The organism is Olleya sp. HaHaR_3_96 (assembly GCF_019278545.1).
In the GTDB taxonomy this organism is placed as follows: domain Bacteria; phylum Bacteroidota; class Bacteroidia; order Flavobacteriales; family Flavobacteriaceae; genus Olleya.
Genome location: NZ_CP058987.1, coordinates 3,661,394 through 3,681,355, shown reverse-complemented (window position 1 = coordinate 3,681,355; position 19,962 = coordinate 3,661,394). Strand labels below are relative to the sequence as shown.

Sequence of the window (19,962 nt, the reverse complement as noted above, 5' to 3'; positions counted from 1 at the left end):
AATTAATGTATTTTGATTTAAAGTGAAAGTTAAAATGAGTAGCATTACGTAGCTTGGTTCGATTTGATAATTTTAAGCGATTTTTGGAATGAAACAATTATTGATCGTGTAAAGTTTTTGAGAGATACGTCTCTAAAAGTAGGAAGCACTCTAACTGACGATTCACATATAAACACAACGTCACTTCGGGTGATTTGTGAAGCAAGAGCTAATTGTATCGAGAAGTTTTGGTAATTGTAGCGTTATGTCTCAAATTATAAAAGAAAGAACATTGATGTATATTATACAAGGATTGTCACTAAGTAGCTCTCCTCTTTTTATAAAGAGGAGAATGAATATTGATTTCCCTCTAAAGGAAATCAAAAGAAAGAGGAGTTAATATATAAAAAAAAGTGTTTTGGTCTACTCCTTGTTCAAATCGATTTATGAGACACCTTTTAGTACTATTTATTACGTTTTTATGTCTTTCAGCGAAAGCGCAATAAACGGTTAGTAAAAAAGGAGCATAGTTCTCGATACACTTCTCCTAAAATCGAAGCACTCGAACAGACGATTCGCAGATAAACACAACGTCACTTCGAGTGATTTGTGAAGCATGAGCAAATTGTATCGAGAAGTTTTTTGTAATCTTATGTCTCTAAAAAAAAAGAAAGAACATTGATGTATATAATGCAAGGTTTGTCACTAAGTAGCTCTCCTCTTTTTGGAAAGAGGAGAATGAATATTGATTTCCCCTAAAGGAAATCAAAAGAAAGAGGAGTTAACACATCACAAAAAATTGTATTTTGGTCTAATCCTTGTTTAAAACTATTTATGAGATACCTTTTTGTACTATTTATTACGTTTTTATGTCTTTCAGCGAAAGCGCAACAAACTGAATTTATTGATTTTATATCTATTGATGCTCAAATAGGGTTTAAAACAGCAGAAAAGATGATTGTTGGAGGAGTGACTTATAAATTTAAAGTTTTAAAAGAAATTGATTCGGTATTTATAAACTCAAGGAATAATATTCGTCATTTTGAGATACATGATAGTAATTTAAAAGCTGAAGCGAGTCTAAAAGAGGACATGATTGTATTTAAAAAACACAGAGGTGATTTTTTGAAGGATTCTATTTACTCTTTTAAATTAATCTATTTTTTGGTTCCCAAAAAAGCACTCTACTTCACTGAAAAAGAAAACTCTCATCAAATCTGGACGCAAGGTCAAGGTAAATATACAAGTCATTGGTTGCCAAGTATTGATGATATGAATGATAAAATCGAATTTGATTTATCAATTACTTATGATAAAGACTATCAGGTTATTGCTAACGGTGCATTAGTCAATAAAATTAGTAATGACTCAACGACCACTTGGCATTATGACATGCAAAAACCAATGTCAAGCTATCTTGTTGCATTGGCAATTGGTAAATATGAGAAGCAGGTAATCACCTCCAAAAGTGTAATACCAATAGCGTTATATTACTACCCAGAAGATTCGGCTAAGGTCGAACCCTCTTATCGCTACACTAAGCAACTATTTGATTTTTTAGAAGATGAAATAGGCGTGCCTTATCCTTGGCAAAACTACAAACAAGTACCAGTAAAGGACTTTTTGTATTCAGGAATGGAAAATACCAGTTGTACTATTTTTAGTGACTATTTTATGATTGACAGGACTAGTTTTGTGGACAAAAACTACGTTAATGTTAATGCGCACGAGTTGGCGCACCAGTGGTTTGGAGATTTGGTGACGGAAACCTCAGGAACACACCATTGGTTACAAGAAGGTTTTGCAACGTATTATGCGTTGTTAGCAGAACGTGATATTTTTGGAGAGGACTATTACTATTGGCAACTCTACCAATATGCTCAAGAATTGATAGCGCAAGATGTGGCTGGAGAGAGCACCTCGTTACTAGATCCAAAATCAAGCAGCACGACGTTTTATAAAAAAGGAGCTTGGGCATTACATGCTTTACGTGAGAAAGTAGGTGACAAGGCGTTTAAAAAGGCTGTAAAGATATATTTGAAAGCTAACGCGTTTAAAAATGTAGAAACCAATGATTTTATAAAAGAAGTAGAAAAATCATCAGGTCAGGATTTGACAGGGTTTGTGTCGCAATGGTTACTGGCTTCTGATGTTTTAGAGGAAGAGATGGCAGTTGCTTTACGAAAGAATGAAACGTCATCGTTTTTATTAACCATGAAAACAGATCCGTATTTAAGTTATAGAACAGATGCTGAGGACAACTATATTCCGTCAAGCTTGATAACTGAATTGCCAAAAGGGTTTTATGCTATTCAAGTTGCGGTTTTGGAAGAGGCGGTGTCAACACCTGAATATCCAACGTCAGATGATTTGATAGAGGAAGCGTTTCAATCAGGCCAAATAAAATTAAGACAAACCTTGGCTTTGGGTTTGCAAAAGATTCCTTTGAAATTTCAGAAACATTACGAAACGTTACTTGATGATCAATCTTATATCACAAATGAAGCTGCTCTTTATAACCTTTGGGTCAATTTTCCGCAAAAGCGAAAGGTGTATTTAGACCAAACGAAGACAATTTATGGTTTTAATGATTATAATGTAAGAACGCTGTGGTTGGCTTTGGCAATTGCAACTCCAGGATATGAAGAAGATAGTAAAACGGCATTTTATAATGAATTGGTCGGGTATACGGCTTCAGAACATGGCTTTCAGTTACGCCAGAATGCATTTGATGTTTTGAGCAGTTTAGGATTGTTTAATCAGGATGCTTTATCAAGCTTAATTGCGGCTTCAAAGCATCATAATTGGAGATTTAAGAGTTTTGCGAAACAACTTTTAGAATTGTTATCGGAAAATGAAAAATATAAATCTATAATTAGTAATTTGCAGGACAACCAAAAACAATAATTTGAAAGCATTAGTCATATCTGGAGGAGGAAGTAAAGGTGCATTTGCAGGAGGAGTTGCACAACATTTAATAGAACAAGAAGGTAAACAGTACGATATGTTTTTGGGAACATCTACTGGAAGTCTATTAATTCCGCATTTAGCTACTGGAAATATTGGTAAGCTATACGATATTTATACGCATGTTAATCAGAATTCTATTTTTAGTATTAATCCGTTTGTGGTTAAAAAGAAAGGGGATAGAGAGTATGTTTCTATTAATTATTTTAATACAGCGTTACAGTTTTTAAAGAAGAAACGCACTTTTGGTGAAAGTAAAAATCTTAAAAAGCATATTAAAGTACATTTTACTAAAGCAGAATATGATACTATTAAAGCCACTAAAGAAGATGTGGTTGTTACGGTTACTAATTTATCTAAAAACCGTGTAGAGTATAAGTCAATTAACGATTATGATTACGATGAGTTTTGCGAATGGATCTGGATTTCTTGCAATTATATTCCGTTTATGTCCTTAGCTATAAAAGATGGATTTGAGTATGCGGATGGAGGATTGGGTTGTGTAATACCAATTAGAGAGGCTATTTTAAGAGGGGCTACAGAGGTGGATGCTATTGTTTTAGAAAGTGAAAACTTAGAATACAATAAAGTGTTAGGGAAAAATCCGTTTTCGTTAATGATAAATCTGTTCGGTCATTTATTGGACCAAGTAGAAAAAGGAGATATTGCAATAGGTAAATTGGCTGCAAAACATAGGAATGTAAAGCTTAACTTGTATTATACACCAACTAAGTTAACGGAGAACTCGTTGATTTTTAATAAAAAACTAATGGAAGATTGGTGGTTACAAGGGTATTTGTATGCTCAGGATAAGTATGAAAATCATGATGAATTTAGATCCACTGTGCCAATAGAGTAATCTCTAGGGGTTATAATCATATTTAGATATAAAAAAAGTCCTATCGTTTGATAGGACTTTTTTTATGAACCTTTAAAAGGTTACCAGATTTCTCCGACTTCTTTTTTGATATAATGTAATCCAGCGTTACTTGGTGCTGGTTTGTCCAACATTTCGTTTAAAATGGCTTCTCTTAATTTGTGAGCAGAGTCAATTTTATCACTCATACTTACTTTTCTAATCAATTGGATGGTTGCACTTTTTGAAGCCTTAATAATAGTCCAGCAATCATCACTTAAATAGATTTGTTGTGCTAAGTTGTGTTCAAACTCTTGCTCAATACTGCTTAGTAATAAGTCTTCATAAGACTGCTTGTCTGATGATAATGGGGCAACACGCAGTAATAATTTATTTGGTGAGATGCGTTCTAAAAACAAAGTTAGACGCTCATAGGCTTGTAGTCTTACAGGTAAAGATTCTTTACTTAAGGTTTTTAAGATATTAAATTTACGACGCTCTTCTTCATTTTGCATATGTTGTCTAAAAAAAAGATAAGCGATAGCTCCTGTTATTACAGAGGGGATAGTGTACATTAATAAGTTTAAAATCTGTTGTTCCATAGTAGGTTTAGTTTATATAGCAAACTTAATGTCTTTTATTTTATTGTACAAGGAATACGTGGATACGATCAAAACTTCAATTGTAAATTAGTGTTTTTACATTGTTATTGAATGCATATATATTGTGATTTAAAACGAATTTAATAAAAGAATCATATTTAGGGGTAACAAAACAAAGGTTGTTTTTATATAAAAACGTAGACCAATAATTAACAGTTCAAGTGGTATAGTTGATTTAATGAAAACCACTTTTCATGACATGAAACTAACGTGTCATGCAATAGTAAGGTATTTGCTAGAGGTTGTATGTTATTTTTGATTTGCTATTAATCTTTCTATATAAATCGGCAATAAGTTAGTAATAACATGTATTGCCGATTTATTTAAAAAAAAAACATAAAACATGTTTCCAGAGCTATTTGATTTTTCGTTACCTGAATTTTTCTCTCGTCTTTTTGGTTTGACACAAGTTACCGTATATAGTTATGCTACTTTAATAGCGCTAGGGACTTTAATAGCGGCGTTATATACTAAATGGAGTGCTAAAAAAACATTAGGGATTACTAAATTATCAAACACTTTTTTTTACTTGGTTTTTATTGCAGGCTTTGTAGGCGGTAAGTTGTTTTTTTATCTGCAGGATCCCATGTTGTATATTAATAATCCAAGTTTAATTTTAAGCAGCTTTAATGGTGGTTATGTATTTTATGGCTCGTTTATAGTTATTGTTCCAGTTGTTATTTGGTATTTAAAAAAACACAAAATACCTGTATTACCAATGTTAGATATTTTAGCAGTAACTACAGTTATAATTCATGCCATAGGACGTTTAGGTTGTTTTGCAGCGGGTTGTTGTTTTGGACATCCAACGAATAGTGGTTTTGGGATAGTTTTCCCAACCACACACGATGTAGCCGTTCATCCTACGCAATTGTATGAAGTGACCGTATTAATGATAATACTATTGATACTTCTATTTATTAAAAACCGAAAGCAATTTACAGGGCAAATATTTTTAGCATACTTAATACTGTATGGTTTTGGTCGAGGGATTTTAGAGCTGTTTAGAGGAGATGAAAGAGGTTATGTAGTTGAAAATATATTATCACATTCTCAGGCTATTGGATTGTGTCTTATTTGTGCTTCGAGCTATTTTTATTTTAAATTTTATAAACAAAGTAATATTAACTTAATTAAAACCTAATACAATGAAAAAGAAGATTTTAAAAGCAATTTCCCCAATTACATTATTGGTAGTAGCGTTATTTATAATTGGTTCTGGATGTCCTGCGGATGACGGGATAGACGATGAACCAGAAACTTCAGCATGTGATTATGAAGGTTACGATGCTTTAGATACATCAAACAATACGACGACTTTAATACCTGAAGCAGAATTAACTACAGATTTTTTCTATACGTCATCCAATGGGCCTGAAGTGGAAATTTATGAAACCAGTAATCCAGGCGATTTTTGGTTTGTTACCACAGTTGTTACTGTAAATGCTGCTGGAACAGGTCAATTAAGTATTGATGGTGTTATACAAACTGTAAATGTAACGTGTTTAGCAACAGGAAGTGCAGTTGGAGAAGGGATGCAATTTATAGTGACAGGTTCGGGATTGGATGCTGAGTTTTGTGTAAAAATTGATGAATATCATTAATGATAAGACCTTCGAAACCAAGCTTAAGTAGTAATTACAACTATTACAACGACACAGAATTTTTGAATTTATAATATCAAATTTTGGAAATCAAACAGAGTATATTGATGTTGCTTTTTCTGGTGATTTTACAGATAGCGCAGGAGTTACAAAGTTTATTTCAGGGACTATCCATGTGAGAAAAGATACATAATAACTTTAAATTTAGGGTAACATTTTTATACGCTTATTGATATAAAGATGAACACTTAAAATAATTTAATTATGAAAACATTAAAAACACTTAAAGTATTATTAATCTTATTAGCAATAACGCTAGTTGGTTGTGATAATAATGACGATGCACAAACAGACCCAGTAATACCAACAGATGGTTTTACAATTAGCGGTACGTTTAACGGAACGGAGAATGCTTACATTACCATTGATCAAGCAGATGCCAATGGAGATACTTTTCCAGATTATTATAATTTTTTCTTTACAGATGGTAGGATGACAGATTCTTTTGGAGATGTAGGTGTTGGTTATGCTTATGGTTTTTCAGATAGCACAACCAATATGGTAAAGTTAAAAATATTAGCAGGCGCTTCTAATCCAAGTTTAACATCAGGAGTCATCAGTTCAGGAAATACTTATATCGCATCTAGTGTATTAACAAGCGGATTTAATGCAGGGTATTCAGCAGATTCTTTATTAGGGTATGATTTAGAACCGGATCCTACTTTTGGAACAGAAAATGGACTTGATTTTTGTCATATACAAGAAGCTAATGGTATTTGGTCTTATGTTGGAACATCTGGACCAATGGTAATCATAAATGCCATTAATATAGATTATTCAACACCTTCAAATAGTACGATTGATTTAGATTATACTTTTTTAGATACAAGCGGAACAACGATTACAGGTCATTATGAAGGGACTTTAGGATTAATATTAGATTAGCCTTAAATCGTTTTTTTAACCTAAAAAAGTAAAATTGAAAACTATAAAAATTTATAAAGATGAAAAAAATAACATATATACTAGTTTTATTATGTCTTGTTACATCATGTAATAATGATGATGACACCAATAATGATGCAACAAACGAAACGGAATGTAATTATCAAGGGTTTTCTTACCTAGATAATAGTAATAATGATCAAACAATAATTGCAGAGTCTGAATTGAATACGCAATATTTTCCAAATGCAAGTAATGGTCCTTTTGGTGCACCTGGAATAGAAATCGCGTCATTTTCAAGCGCGCCAACCATATTTTTCACCACTAATGTAAACGAGCTTAACGAGACGGGTACAGGGTTGTTAACCTTAGATAGTGGGCAAGAACATGAAGTAACCGTGACTTGTCAACGTGCAGGAACAGCTGTAGGAGACGAAGTACGGTTAGATGTTGTTTATGGTAGTATAGAAGTGGAGTTTTGTGTAATAATAGATGAAGTCTTGTAGATTGAAAAACATGAAAACACAACTAAAGTATTTGGTCTTTTGTCTTGGCTTGCTTGTTTTTAATTGTAAAGAGCAAGTTGCTAAAGATGAAGCGACGACAGAAACGACAAAACAACTAAGTGACGCTAAAAAAATGGAAATAGTAAAGTACTATTTAATCCACAACAGAAAATTAACGGAAGCAGATGTCCATGACATTAAATTTTCTGGTGATTTTTTGGATGGTGTAAAAATAACCATGTATAAAGAAGGAGGTCCTTTCTTTGGCTTTCCATTTTTTGAAGCTTTAGATTTTTATAACGCAAATAAAGAACAATAATTATGAAGATGATTTTTAAACAACTATTATGTAGTGTAGTATTAATTTTAGCGATGTCTTGTGGAGTCGATGGTGTTGATGGCGTTGACGGTCAGGATGGTCAAGATGGCATCGATGGTACCGATGGAACAGATGGTCAGGCAACTTCTGGTTTAACTTATGTTTATTTTAATGGAGGGATAACAGATGCCGAGGCTGTTGTAAAAATTCAAAATGAAATAGGAGCTATGACACAGTTTATTTATGTAGAAAATACAACACAACTGACGACTTTAGATTTGTCAGGTGTTTCTCAGTTGGTAAACTTGATTATTGAAGATAATATAGCTTTAACAACTATAAATATCTCTAATTTAGTAGAAGTTAGTCAGGACATAAGGTTTAGTGATAATCCATTAGTATCCGCTTTAGATTTATCAAGTTTAGAAAAAGTATCCTATTATTTGTATATCGAGGGAAGTGCTGATTTAAATACAACGTCTTTACAACAGGTAGATTTTTCAGCACTTTCAGATGTTCATGAGTTTTATCTGCGTAATAGTAATGTGAATAATGTGGTAGTAAGTAATCTAACTGATATCTATAGTATAGAGTTTGAAGATAATGTAAATTTAACAGCATTAGATTTAAGTAGTATTACTACTAGTAATGCGGTTGTTGTATATAATAATCCTAATTTACTAACGTTAGATTTATCTAATTTAACAAGCACAAATAGTAATTTGGGTATTTTTAATAATGACGTATTGACCAGTGTCGATTTGTCGTCTTTAATATCTGTGACCCAATTTACAATTTCTCTTAATCCTCAGTTGGTAACAATCAATTTACCGCAATTAGTAACTGCAGCATCTTCTTTTAATTTGTACAATAATGCTAGCTTGACAACAATCAGCTTTCCTGCTTTAACTTCATTTAGTCAAGTCTATTTTCCAAGTAATAATTTTAGTTCTTCAGATGTTAATGCTGTTTTAAGTCAATTAGTTGCAATTTCACCACCTTTTTCAGGTAAGAGTGTTAGACTAGATGGCCAACAAACTTTGGCACCGCCAACAGGTCAAGGAGTTACGGATTATAATACATTAATAGCTAACGGAAACAGTGTGACTACCGATTAATAAGTTTTTAGGTTTATAATTAGTTCAGAGAAAATGATTTTAAACCAGGCATTATTTTTAAGATAAATTAATCAAGGCTTAAAACATTACTTTTGTTATAACGATAAAACAAAATACTATTGAAATATAAAAAACACCATATCCTATTATTATCCTTTTTGATATGGGGTTTTTCTTTTGCGCAACAATTTACCAATTATACAACCAAAGATGGCTTACCTAGTAATCATGTTTATAAATTGGCGCAGGATCAAAAGGGGTTTTTATGGATAGCCACGGATAAAGGGTTGGTAAAATATAACGGAAATACCGTAAAAACATTTACGACCAAAGAGGGGTTATCTAATAATGATGTTTGGGGAATTTATCCAACACCAGACGGCAAGCTTTGGTACCTATCCAAAGCTTCTAAATTAGGATATATTGAAAACGATAGTGTCTATGCTTTTGAAAGCGAATTGAAAGGAGAAATTTTTAATCCTATTTTTTCTAGTCAGGTTGGTAACGATGTGTTTTTGACAAGTTCTAATAGGTTTCATGTTTTGAAAGAGGATCAATGGAAGGTTTTATCAGATTATAAAATAGGAAGTTTAAGAACAAATAGTTATATCAAGCATAAAACAGTATTAGGTTATAAAATTAATGCGGCATTGGATACTGTTTTTATTCAAGATAAAAACAATCACACAATTAAGAAATTTCACTCTAATAATGTTATTGATAAGCTCCATGTGAGAGGGCAAATTACAGACAGTCTATTTTATTGGGTAAATGATAAACAATACAATATTTTTAATCTCAATACTTTAAAATTATATAAAAGAAATTTTAAAGAAGAAATAGGTATTGAGCAGTCTAAACATGTTAGGCTGAATCTAGTCAATAATCAAATTCAAATTTCAGGACAAGGTTTTGTGGGGGTGTTAGATAGTAAGCTGCACATTACAGAAACATATTATATTCCTAAGCGGTTAAATGCGCATTTCGGTTTTATTGATGCTTCAGGATCTATTTGGGTAACGACGTTTACCAATGGTATTTATCATTTGCCAAAAGAAAAACAAAATATAAAATACTGTTTAGAAGCGGAGAGTGTCACCAATATTAGCTGTGTAAATAATAAAATTATAGCTAATGTTTTTAATAAAGGATTTTATAAATATGAGACGTCAAAAAATAAATTCGTTCCTTTTATTCAAGAGTCTAGTTATCTTTATGATGCCTCTTACCTAGAGGCGTTAAATACCGAGTTTTATATATCTAAAAAACATATAAAAGTTTCAAAAAAAGAAGTGATTACAGATATTGATTTAGAAGATAATATTTATGGAGTCAATGATAAGGCACGTCAAATAGTGTATTTAGATAAGTACCTGTATAGCAGATATTCCTTTGGAATTAATAAAATAAATCCGAAAACATTTAATGTAGAAAAAAATTATTCACAAAGTGGAATAAATCAAATTATGTCTTTTGGCGATAAACTTTTAATAGCAACCTCAAACGGGTTAAAGCAATTGAAAAATGAAACGTGCGAAACTATTAATTTTTCAAACCAAGAGTTTGATAAGTCTATATTAAGTATAACTAAAGTTTCTGATACTCAAATATTGCTAAATACAGATGGATTTGGAGCATTTATATCAGATTTAAAATCGATTAAACAGTTACCTCAATCGGAGTTTTTAATTGTGAATAATGCTTATGTAAAAGATAATACCATTTGGTTGTCTACGGAGTCTGGTGTTTTAAAATATATAAAAAAAGAAGAGGGGTATCAGTTTCAGATAAAAATTAATATAAACAACGGGCTGCCATCAAATAGCGTTAGTAATGTATTGGTTTATCAAGATAAGTTGATGGTTAGTACTAATTATGGTATTGCTATTTTACCTGAAAATATAACCTGTCAATCTCAATTATTAGATATTTATATTGATAAAGCGAGTTATAATAACCAAGAGATAACAACAGCTCATTCCGAGTTTAAATATCAAGATAATAACACGCTTAATTTTATAGTTTCTAATATCGATTTTTCTGATTTAGATACGGGGTTTAGTTACAGTTATAAATTAGAACCAATAAATGAAAACTGGATATTAGCTAGTGCTAATAGTTTTAGTTTTAATAATGTAATGCCTGGGGATTACACGCTTAATATTAAATCTAATAAAATAAAAAAACAGTTAAGTTTTACAATTACTCCGTTATGGTGGCAATATCTTTGGGTTAAGATAATAATGACTGTGTTGGCTATTGCAAGTATCGTTTATGTTGTTTGGAAAGTTAGTAAACAGAGTCAACAAAAGAAAAATAGTCAGTTGATGCAAGAAAAGCGGTTAACCGAAATCCAATTAAAAGCGTTGCGGTCTCAAATGAATCCTCATTTTGTGTTCAACTCTTTGGCAGCCATACAATATTATATTAATAATAACGAAATTGAAGCTTCTGAAGCTTATCTGGTTAAGTTTTCTAAATTAATTCGCCAGTTTTTCGAATTGTCCAAACAAACTGAAATCAGTTTAAATGAAGAGATTAAATTAATTAAAAACTATTTAGATATTGAAAAACTTCGTTTTAAAGATAAGTTTGAGTACGTCTTTAAGATAGATGCTGCTATTAATAGTAAACAAATAAAACTGCCAACCATGTTATTGCAACCTATAGTAGAAAACGCTATTAATCATGGTATTTTTAATAAGCTAGACAATGGGAAAATTTGTCTAAGTATTACGCCTTTATCAGATAAAAGCATCCAAGTTAAGATCATCGATGATGGTGTTGGTTTTGTGAATACTCAAAAAAGAAATACTAAAAGAGTGAAGTCGTCCAATGTACTGGAAGACCGAATAAAATATTTAAATAAATCTGAGTTATGGAACATCTCTTATTCTGAAGAAGAGCTGCATCCAGAATTAAATGATAGAGGAAATATATCTACCTTTATAATTACCCAATTGTAATTTATGAGTGCACTAACAGCGATATTAATTGATGATGAAATTTCTAACCTAAAAGGATTAGAGCAAAAGATAGGAAAACTATTCCCAGACCTTGTTATTCTAAATGCGTTTCAGAAACCAGAAGATGCCATAAATGCTTTGCAAAATAATCAACCTGACATCGTGTTTTTAGATATTGAAATGCCTCGAATTAATGGGTTTGATTTATTAGCGCAATTAAACGTTATTGATTTTCAAGTTATTTTTGTGACGGCATATAGCGAGTACGCTATTGAGGCTTTTAAGCAAAATGCAATAGATTATGTATTAAAACCCATTGATGATGCAGATTTAATTGTAGCGGTAAAAAAAGCGATTTCAGTTATAAAAACAAAAGAGGATATCGATAGCAATCATAAATTGGTAAACTTATTAACTAGTACACTATCTAACAATAACAAGATTATAGTGCCAACAGCTAAGGGCATGTCTTTTATTCCTCAGGAAGAAGTGATGCATTTAGAAGGGTATGAGGGGTATACTAAAATTCATTTAATTAATAATACAACAATAACCAGTTCTTATAATCTAGGACGATTTGAAAAGTTGCTTAACGCTACATTCTTTAAGTGTCATAAATCACATATTATTAATTTAGAAAAAGTAAGACATTTTGAAAATGAAGGTTATGTCGTTTTAGATAATGAGTATCGTGTACCTATTTCTAAAACCAATAAAAAGGCTTTTTTGGGGTTATTTAAATAAAGATGAAAAAATAGGGTAACAAAATCATAAGCCAGTTTATATAAGGTTGAACAATTAATATTGAACACTTAAAACTATAAATTATGAATACTCTAAACAAAAACTTCAAACTCATACTAAGCCTAATGGTTGTATTAGGAACAGTATTTACATCATGTAATCCAAACGAAGATGTTGATATGCCCGATGTGCCTGTTGATAATCCAAGTAGTTCTCAACTAGATTTAGGAGCGACTATCCAGAGAGATTTTATGGGGCGCATTGTAGATGAAAATAATTTACCTATTGAAAATACAGTCGTTAGTATTGGATCAAAAATAGCGTCTACAGATGCTAATGGTATGTTTATTATTAAAAATGCTAGTGTAAAAGAAAAGCAAGCGTATATAATAGCGGATAAATCAGGCTATTTAAAAGGGATGAGAACCGTAGTACCTACGCAAGGGACTAATATGATTAAAATCATGTTAATCCAAGATAATGTTATTGCTACAATTTCATCAGGATCAGTAAGCGATGTGCAATTACCAAATGGAACAAAAGTGACCTTTGATGGAAGCTTTAAAGACGATAATGGTAATGCTTATTCTGGTAATGTAGCTGTTAAAATGTACTATTTGGACCCGTCAAATCCAGATATTAATAGCATTATGCCAGGAAGTTTACAAGCAGTAAATGAACAAGGAGAAGCACGTGTTTTGGAATCTTATGGTATGTTAAATGTAGAATTAAGAGGAGATGCTGGTCAAGAATTAAACATAGCAGATGGTCATTTTGCTGATATTGAAATGCCTGTAGATCCAGGACAAACAGGAGTGGCGCCAGCAACAATACCTTTATGGCACTTTGATGAGGTTAATGGGTATTGGGTAGAAGACGGAATAGCAACGTTAATAGGCGGTAAGTATGTTGGAGAAGTGTCTCACTTTTCTTGGTGGAATTGTGATGCGCAGTTTCCTACAGTAACATTGTGTATGACTATTGTCGATGTTGTAGGGGTGCCTTTTTCTAATATAAATGTTGAATTGTGGAGAAGTGGTGCGACGTATCCTAGAGTTGGATCTTCAAATGGCTTTGGTGAGATTTGTGGATTAATTCCAGCTAATGAAGTTTTAACGTTAAAAGCTTTAGATCAATGTGGTGTAGTGGTTTATACAAGTTCTATAGGGCCATTTTCTACAGATACTAATTATGGTGATATTACTATGGCAACGGTTTCTTCAACAAGTATAACGGGGTCTTTAGTAGATTGTGATCATATAAATGTCACAAATGGTTACGTGACAGTAAATTATGGCGGTGTTTTTTCTGCAGTAACCGTTGTTGATGGTAGTTTTACGTTTAACGTAACAGAATGTGCATCTTTATCTGATTTTACTTTAGAAGGTGTTAATTATGATAGTTTGCAAGTCACAACAGCACTTCCATTTAGTTTTGATAATCCTAATGTTGGAAACTTAATAGCGTGTAGTGCAGTCACGGAGTTTATAACTGTTCAAATAGATAATGATCCTGTAGACTATTATTTAATCAATTTAAATGGAGGAACAGGAAGTGATGGATTGTCGTTTAATGTTAGTAATCAAACAGCTACTGGTAATGGATTGGTTGTTTTTGGTCAATCAATAGTACCTGGAACGTACACGGCATCATCCGCTAATGGTTTCTATGTAGAAACAGGAATAAATATGGATTTTGGAATGCCTGATACATTACAGTTTACGCTTAATAATTTTGGAGCTATTGGAGAGTATATTGATATGGTAATAACAGGAGGATTTGTTGATAATAATGGTGTTTCTAGAGATTTGTCAATAACAATTCACGTATTAAGAGGGGTTTAAAAATAGATAACAATGTTTTGAAAAAAAAGAAGGTTTCTACCGAAACCTTCTTTTTTTTGTTTAAAAAAGGGCTTGTCTCTGTTATAAATCTTATTAAATAAAGAGAGAGTCATTACATTAAATTTTATTTAAAGATAATAAATAGTACTGCTATTTATAGTCTTAGAATGGGGTGTTTAGCCGAAGGGCTTAAATAATTTTAACAAAACAGGGTAACAAAAGTATAGGTAAGTTTATATAAGGGTGAAACAATTAAAACTTTAAATTATGAATATGCTAAACAAAAATTTCAAACTCATACTAAGTCTAATGGTAGTGTTAGGAACAGTATTTACATCTTGTAATCCAAATGAAGGAGTAGATACGCCTACTATTCCAGATGGTAATTCTGGAAATTCCCAACTTGATTTAGGAGCGACTATCCAAAGCGATTTTATGGGACGTATTGTAGATGAAAACAACTTACCAATTGAAAACGCAGTGGTTAATATTGGGTCAAAAATAGCCTCTACAGATGCCAATGGGATGTTTATTATCAAAAATGCTAGTGTAAAAGAGAAGCAAGCATATATCATTGCGGATAAAGCAGGGTATTTTAAAGGAATGAGAACTGTAATACCAACACAAGGCACTAATATGATTAAAATCATGTTAGTCCAAGATAATGTTATAGCTACAATTTCGTCTGGATCAGTCAGTGATGTGCAGTTGCCAAATGGATCTAAAGTAACTTTTGATGGAAGCTTTAAAGACGATAACGGTAATGCGTATACTGGTAATATTGATGTTAAAATGTATTATTTAGATCCATCAAATCCAGATAATAATATTATTATGCCAGGAAGTTTACAAGCAGTAAATCAAGGAGGAGAAGCACGTGTTTTAGAGTCTTATGGGATGCTAAATGTAGAGTTGAGAGGTGACTCTGGTCAAGAATTGAATATAGCTGATGGTCATTTTGCAGATATTGAAATGCCTGTAGATCCTGCACAAACAGGCGTAGCTCCTGCAACAATACCATTATGGCACTTTGATGAGGTTAATGGCTATTGGGTAGAAGATGGAATAGCAACGTTAATAGGCGGTAAGTATGTTGGAGAAGTGTCTCATTTTTCTTGGTGGAATTGCGATGCACAGTTTCCTACAGTAACATTGTGTATGACTATGGATGATGGTTCTGGAGTGCCTTTTTCTAATATGCGTGTCGAGTTATGGAGAAGTGGTGCGATCTATCCTAGAACAGGGTTCTCTAATGGAAGTGGTGAAATTTGTGGCTTAATTCCAGCGAATGAAACGTTAACATTAAAAGCATTTGATCAATGTGGAATAGAAGCGTACAGTACTACAATAGGACCTTTTTCTGTAGATACTAACTATGGTAGTATTGCAATGACAACTGTTTCTGCAATAAATATTTCAGGTAATCTAGTAGATTGTGCTAACGCGAATGTTACTAACGGCTATATAGCTATAGATTATGGTAGTACTTATTCTTCTGTGGAAGTTACTAATGGTAGTTTTTCATTTAATATATTAGAATGTTCAGCTTTGGCAGATTATACTTTAGAAGGTGTAGATTTTGATACGTTTCAAACAACTACAATGCTTCCTTTTAACTCTAGTGTTACAAATGTGGGAAATATCATTGCTTGTACAGCAGTTACAGAATACATTAGTGTGCAAATAGATAATGATCCTGTGGATTATTATATAATTAACCTTAGTGGAAGTCTAAATTCAGGGGGAACTTCTTTTCATGTTGGTCATCAAACCAATACTACTAGTTTTGTATTATTGGGAGGGGCTATAACACCGGGAATATATACAACCAATTCACCATCAAGTTTTATTCTTGAAGTAGGTATAGATATTGATCATTCTGCACCTAATACACTTCAATTCAATTTAACTAATTTTGGAGCAGTTGGAGACTATATAGATGTGACTGTTTCTGGTGATTTCACTGATAACAGTGGTGTTGTTAGATCTGTATTGGCCTCAATACATGTTTTAAGAGATAGTTAGAATAAAACCTATAAAACGAAAAAGAGGATTCAACTGAATCCTCTTTTTTTTATTTCTATAGTTTTAGATTAATTTTGTCCACCTAAATACTTACAATCTTTCAAGCTTTGTATTCCATTAAAAGGAACGACAGTTTTATCATAACCATAAGTGCTATTTAATTCTGAAGATAAATTATGATCGTCTACATTAACTTCAATATCTGTCATTTTAAACTCGCATGGATGTTCGTAACCAGCAGCATGTGTGATTTCTATAAATTCTTTTCTAAACGTTTTAAAATATTGTGCTAAGCGTTCCGATTTTAACGTTGGGTCAATTCCGTTTTGTAGCCATTTGTTTTGTGTAGCAACACCACTTGGGCAAGTATTAGTATGACAAACTTGTGCTTGTATACAACCAATACTCATCATAGCTTCACGTGCAACATTAATACAATCGGCACCCATTGCAAACGCCATAGCTGCTTTAGCAGGGAATCCTAATTTACCACTACCAATAAACACAATACGTTCGCTTAATCCTTTACTTTGAAACAGTTTGTACAAGTCCCCAAAGCCGTAAACCCAAGGTAAACTAACGTGGTCTGCAAAGCTTGGAGGTGCTGCACCAGTACCACCTTCACCACCATCAACAGTAATAAAATCAGGACCTTTTCCTGTGTTAACCATAATATCAGCTAATTCTTCCCATTGTTCCAATTTACCAATCGCAGCTTTAATACCAACGGGTAATCCTGTTTTTTCTGCAATAGCTTCAATAAAATCAACTAGCTCAGGAACATTTGAGAATGCTTTGTGATTTGGAGGAGAGAGTACATCTTTTCCAACTTCTACACCTCTAATTTCAGCAATTTGAGGTGTTATTTTTGCGCCTGGTAATACACCACCTTTTCCTGGTTTTGCACCTTGAGATAATTTAACTTCAATAGCTCTAACAAATGGATTGTCTTCTACTAATTTAACCATTTTGTCCATAGAGAATCCACCATCTTCCGCTCTTACTCCAAAATAGCCTGTTCCAAAGTGAAACACAACATCTCCACCATTTTTGTGGTATGGCGATAAACCACCTTCACCTGTATTATGATAAGCTCCAGCTATTTTAACACCTTTATTTAAAGATTCTATCGCTTTTGCGGAAAGTGAGCCAAAACTCATCGCAGAGACATTAATAACAGATCCGGGTCTGAATGGTCTTTTACGATTACTAAATTCGCCCATAACCTTTGCGCAAGGCAAAAAGCACTTGTCTTCAGCATGTGGATGATTATCTTCGACCTTGTAAGGCATCATAGCATTGTTTATAAAAATGTGCTGATGTGCGTAAATATCTCTATCCGTACCAAAGCCTTCGTAATTATTTTCTTTCTTAGCAGAGGCATAAATCCATCCACGTTCAATACGATTAAAAGGTAATTCTTCTCTATTATTGGCCACCAAATACTGTCTTAGTTCTGGACCGATTTTTTCAAGCATATACCTAAAGTGTCCGACGATAGGAAAATTGTGACTAATGGTATGTTTACGTTGAAAAATATCACGTATAGCAATTATAACTAGTACAATGATTATCCAAAGCCACCAAGAAATGTTTGAAAAAAAGTTTATAAATGTGTCCATATTTTAAGAAAAGATTTTATCAAAAATAAGGAATATCTATAATTTGGATGCATTTAGTGTTATAAAAAAATAAAAGGCCTTTTTGAAGCGTTAAATACTGCAGTTTTAATACATAAAGGAATCAATCAAATGGCGTGCTGATGTTAAGATATTTATAAAATATTGTGATTAGAAATGTAAGTTTTATCTTTATAAGATGAGTGATAAAAGAAAAAAAATAGGGATTGCAATTGCTATCGTTTTGGTGCTCTTTATAATTGGGGTGTTTATGACAAAAGCAATAGTGAAAAATAAATTAGAAGACTACATTTCTAATTTGCCTGAGCATATCTCTTTCCAATATGATAATTCTGATATTAGTATCCTTTCGGGAAGTATTACTATAAAAAATCCATCTTTAAATATTAAAGGTCAAACGCCAGGAAAGGATAATACAATAATTACAATGTCATCTTTTGCTATAGAAGGGCTTAGCTATTGGGACTATATGGTTAATAATAATTTTGCAATCCATGCTATTCATTTTAGTAACCCAAAAATTAAGTATTATCACGATAGAAAAGTTAATATAGAGGAGGAAGACCAATCTATATTTGATAAGTTGAAACAAGTCTTGACAGTCGATCAGATAACACTGGATAATGCCTTTTTTGAGGTGTATAATGCTCAGAATGATTCGCTTGTAGCTAAAGCAGAAAAAGTAGATTTTTTGATGACGGATTTTCAAGTGGATACAAGTAAAAAAAACGATGTCCCTTTTCAGTTTAATAAATCGTCTATAGTCATGGATGGTTTACACTATCAAGCTAATGATTTTGAAAATATAACATTAGCACATGTAACAGTAGACAATAGTAAAGTGGTAGCTTCAGGTTTTAAATTAAAGACTAAATATTCAAAAGAAGCTTTGTCCAAAATGATAATAACAGAGCGTGATCATTTTGAGTTAAACATTCCTAAAATAGAAATCCATAATCAAAAAATTCAGTTTCAAAATAAAAAACCAATAGGGTTTGCTTCGGATGCTATATTAATTGATACTCCTGTATTTAATATTTATAGAGATAAGCTAGTCGCTGATGATTTGACGAGTAAAAACATGTATAGTAAGTCGTTACGGGATCTTGGTTTTAACCTCCAGGTTGAGGCTGTTAAAATAAACAACGGTACTATTACTTATCAAGAAAAGGTAAAAGTAAATAATACAGCAGGACAATTAACTTTCTCTAATTTTAATGGTGTTTTTAGTAACGTTAATAATGCCATGTTGGACGTAAATAAGACTAAAATAGATATCGATTGTTTTTTTATGAACAACACACCGCTTAAAATAAATTGGTCTTTTGATGTTACAGATAAAACAGATCAATTTGTTTTTAAAGCTGATTTGGGGCTTCTAAAAGCAGAAGATTTGAATCAATTTATGACACCTAATCTAAATTTAAAGTTGGAAGGTGATTTAGTCCAAACATTTTTTACCATTGACGGAAATGCGATAACTTCAAAAGTTAATCTAAAAACGAAGTATAGTCAATTTGATATCATCTTACTTAAGGATAATGGGAAAGAAAAAAACAGATTACTATCTGGATTGATTAATCTTTTTGTATCTAAAAATAGTAAGGATCAGTTAGATAACTTTAGAAATAGTGATACTAAAACTGTGACAAGAGATCAAACAAAGTCTGTTTTTAATTTTGTTTGGAAAAATACTCAAGCTGGTTTAATCTCTGCTATGGCAGGAGATGGTACAAAAGATGAGTAATTGTTTATAATTATTAACAAATACAAGGGGTTAAAACGGT

Annotated in this window: 15 protein-coding genes; 13 read left to right on the top strand and 2 right to left on the bottom strand. The window is 32.2% G+C overall.

Annotated elements, in window-relative coordinates:
• Nucleotides 1–813 precede the first annotated feature (813 nt).
• Together H0I26_RS16190 and H0I26_RS16185 are read left to right on the top strand one after the other, a co-directional pair.
• Nucleotides 814–2,886, top strand: a complete 2,073-nt coding sequence (locus tag H0I26_RS16190) for a M1 family metallopeptidase (RefSeq protein ID WP_218699993.1) — start codon at nucleotides 814–816, stop codon at nucleotides 2,884–2,886.
• A gap of 1 nt (nucleotide 2,887) precedes the next feature.
• Nucleotides 2,888–3,805, top strand: a complete 918-nt coding sequence (locus H0I26_RS16185) for a patatin family protein (RefSeq protein ID WP_101019315.1) — start codon at nucleotides 2,888–2,890, stop codon at nucleotides 3,803–3,805.
• Between the two features lie 80 nt (nucleotides 3,806–3,885).
• On the opposite strand, the gene H0I26_RS16180 is transcribed toward H0I26_RS16185, so the two are convergent.
• Nucleotides 3,886–4,404, bottom strand: a complete 519-nt coding sequence (locus tag H0I26_RS16180) for a hypothetical protein (RefSeq protein ID WP_218699992.1) — start codon at nucleotides 4,402–4,404, stop codon at nucleotides 3,886–3,888.
• A gap of 403 nt (nucleotides 4,405–4,807) precedes the next feature.
• Between H0I26_RS16180 and H0I26_RS16175 the strand changes: the two genes are divergently transcribed.
• The 10 genes from H0I26_RS16175 (at nucleotide 4,808) to H0I26_RS16130 (ending at nucleotide 16,535) form a co-directional block, all read left to right on the top strand.
• Nucleotides 4,808–5,608 carry a prolipoprotein diacylglyceryl transferase gene (locus H0I26_RS16175; protein ID WP_218699991.1) on the top strand — a complete coding sequence of 267 codons (801 nt, stop codon included), beginning with the start codon at nucleotides 4,808–4,810 and terminating at the stop codon, nucleotides 5,606–5,608.
• A 4-nt stretch (nucleotides 5,609–5,612) separates the two neighbouring features.
• Nucleotides 5,613–6,068 (top strand): hypothetical protein, encoded by a 456-nt coding sequence (locus tag H0I26_RS16170; RefSeq protein ID WP_218699990.1) that lies wholly within the window; start codon nucleotides 5,613–5,615, stop codon nucleotides 6,066–6,068.
• Between the two features lie 264 nt (nucleotides 6,069–6,332).
• Nucleotides 6,333–7,013, top strand: a complete 681-nt coding sequence (locus H0I26_RS16165; RefSeq protein ID WP_218699989.1) for a hypothetical protein — start codon at nucleotides 6,333–6,335, stop codon at nucleotides 7,011–7,013.
• A gap of 59 nt (nucleotides 7,014–7,072) precedes the next feature.
• Entirely contained in the window at nucleotides 7,073–7,519 is a 447-nt protein-coding gene (locus tag H0I26_RS16160) for a hypothetical protein (protein WP_218699988.1), read from the top strand.
• A gap of 10 nt (nucleotides 7,520–7,529) precedes the next feature.
• The gene (locus H0I26_RS16155) at nucleotides 7,530–7,838 is read left to right on the top strand and encodes a hypothetical protein (RefSeq protein WP_218699987.1); all 309 of its coding nucleotides are present in this window, start codon (nucleotides 7,530–7,532) and stop codon (nucleotides 7,836–7,838) included.
• A gap of 2 nt (nucleotides 7,839–7,840) precedes the next feature.
• On the top strand, nucleotides 7,841–8,956 hold the full coding sequence (locus H0I26_RS16150; RefSeq protein WP_218699986.1) for a hypothetical protein: 1,116 nt from the start codon (nucleotides 7,841–7,843) through the stop codon (nucleotides 8,954–8,956).
• A 119-nt stretch (nucleotides 8,957–9,075) separates the two neighbouring features.
• Nucleotides 9,076–11,922: a histidine kinase gene (locus H0I26_RS16145; protein ID WP_218699985.1), complete on the top strand. Its 2,847-nt coding sequence runs from the start codon at nucleotides 9,076–9,078 to the stop codon at nucleotides 11,920–11,922.
• A gap of 3 nt (nucleotides 11,923–11,925) precedes the next feature.
• On the top strand, nucleotides 11,926–12,666 hold the full coding sequence (locus H0I26_RS16140) for a LytR/AlgR family response regulator transcription factor (RefSeq protein WP_218699984.1): 741 nt from the start codon (nucleotides 11,926–11,928) through the stop codon (nucleotides 12,664–12,666).
• Between the two features lie 83 nt (nucleotides 12,667–12,749).
• Nucleotides 12,750–14,510: a hypothetical protein gene (locus H0I26_RS16135; RefSeq protein WP_218699983.1), complete on the top strand. Its 1,761-nt coding sequence runs from the start codon at nucleotides 12,750–12,752 to the stop codon at nucleotides 14,508–14,510.
• 267 nt (nucleotides 14,511–14,777) lie between these two features.
• Nucleotides 14,778–16,535 (top strand): hypothetical protein, encoded by a 1,758-nt coding sequence (locus H0I26_RS16130; protein ID WP_218699982.1) that lies wholly within the window; start codon nucleotides 14,778–14,780, stop codon nucleotides 16,533–16,535.
• Between the two features lie 68 nt (nucleotides 16,536–16,603).
• Here the strand turns inward: H0I26_RS16130 and H0I26_RS16125 are convergent, their stop codons facing one another.
• Nucleotides 16,604–18,157 carry an FMN-binding glutamate synthase family protein gene (locus H0I26_RS16125; protein WP_218699981.1) on the bottom strand — a complete coding sequence of 518 codons (1,554 nt, stop codon included), beginning with the start codon at nucleotides 18,155–18,157 and terminating at the stop codon, nucleotides 16,604–16,606.
• A 196-nt stretch (nucleotides 18,158–18,353) separates the two neighbouring features.
• On the opposite strand from H0I26_RS16125, the gene H0I26_RS16120 reads away from it, so the two are divergent.
• Nucleotides 18,354–19,922: a hypothetical protein gene (locus H0I26_RS16120; protein ID WP_218699980.1), complete on the top strand. Its 1,569-nt coding sequence runs from the start codon at nucleotides 18,354–18,356 to the stop codon at nucleotides 19,920–19,922.
• Nucleotides 19,923–19,962 lie beyond the last annotated feature (40 nt).

Excerpts from the sequence above, each read along its gene's own strand:
- H0I26_RS16165 (WP_218699989.1), top strand. The coding sequence starts at position 6,333 with ATGAAAACATTAAAAACACTTAAAGTATTATTAATCTTATTAGCAATA.
- H0I26_RS16150 (WP_218699986.1), top strand. The coding sequence starts at position 7,841 with ATGAAGATGATTTTTAAACAACTATTATGTAGTGTAGTATTAATTTTA.
- H0I26_RS16130 (WP_218699982.1), top strand. The coding sequence starts at position 14,778 with ATGAATATGCTAAACAAAAATTTCAAACTCATACTAAGTCTAATGGTA.
- H0I26_RS16155 (WP_218699987.1), top strand. The coding sequence starts at position 7,530 with ATGAAAACACAACTAAAGTATTTGGTCTTTTGTCTTGGCTTGCTTGTT.
- H0I26_RS16120 (WP_218699980.1), top strand. The coding sequence starts at position 18,354 with ATGAGTGATAAAAGAAAAAAAATAGGGATTGCAATTGCTATCGTTTTG.
- H0I26_RS16175 (WP_218699991.1), top strand. The coding sequence starts at position 4,808 with ATGTTTCCAGAGCTATTTGATTTTTCGTTACCTGAATTTTTCTCTCGT.
- H0I26_RS16170 (WP_218699990.1), top strand. The coding sequence starts at position 5,613 with ATGAAAAAGAAGATTTTAAAAGCAATTTCCCCAATTACATTATTGGTA.
- H0I26_RS16190 (WP_218699993.1), top strand. The coding sequence starts at position 814 with ATGAGATACCTTTTTGTACTATTTATTACGTTTTTATGTCTTTCAGCG.
- H0I26_RS16140 (WP_218699984.1), top strand. The coding sequence starts at position 11,926 with ATGAGTGCACTAACAGCGATATTAATTGATGATGAAATTTCTAACCTA.
- H0I26_RS16135 (WP_218699983.1), top strand. The coding sequence starts at position 12,750 with ATGAATACTCTAAACAAAAACTTCAAACTCATACTAAGCCTAATGGTT.
- H0I26_RS16160 (WP_218699988.1), top strand. The coding sequence starts at position 7,073 with ATGAAAAAAATAACATATATACTAGTTTTATTATGTCTTGTTACATCA.
- H0I26_RS16125 (WP_218699981.1), bottom strand. The coding sequence starts at position 18,157 with ATGGACACATTTATAAACTTTTTTTCAAACATTTCTTGGTGGCTTTGG.
- H0I26_RS16180 (WP_218699992.1), bottom strand. The coding sequence starts at position 4,404 with ATGGAACAACAGATTTTAAACTTATTAATGTACACTATCCCCTCTGTA.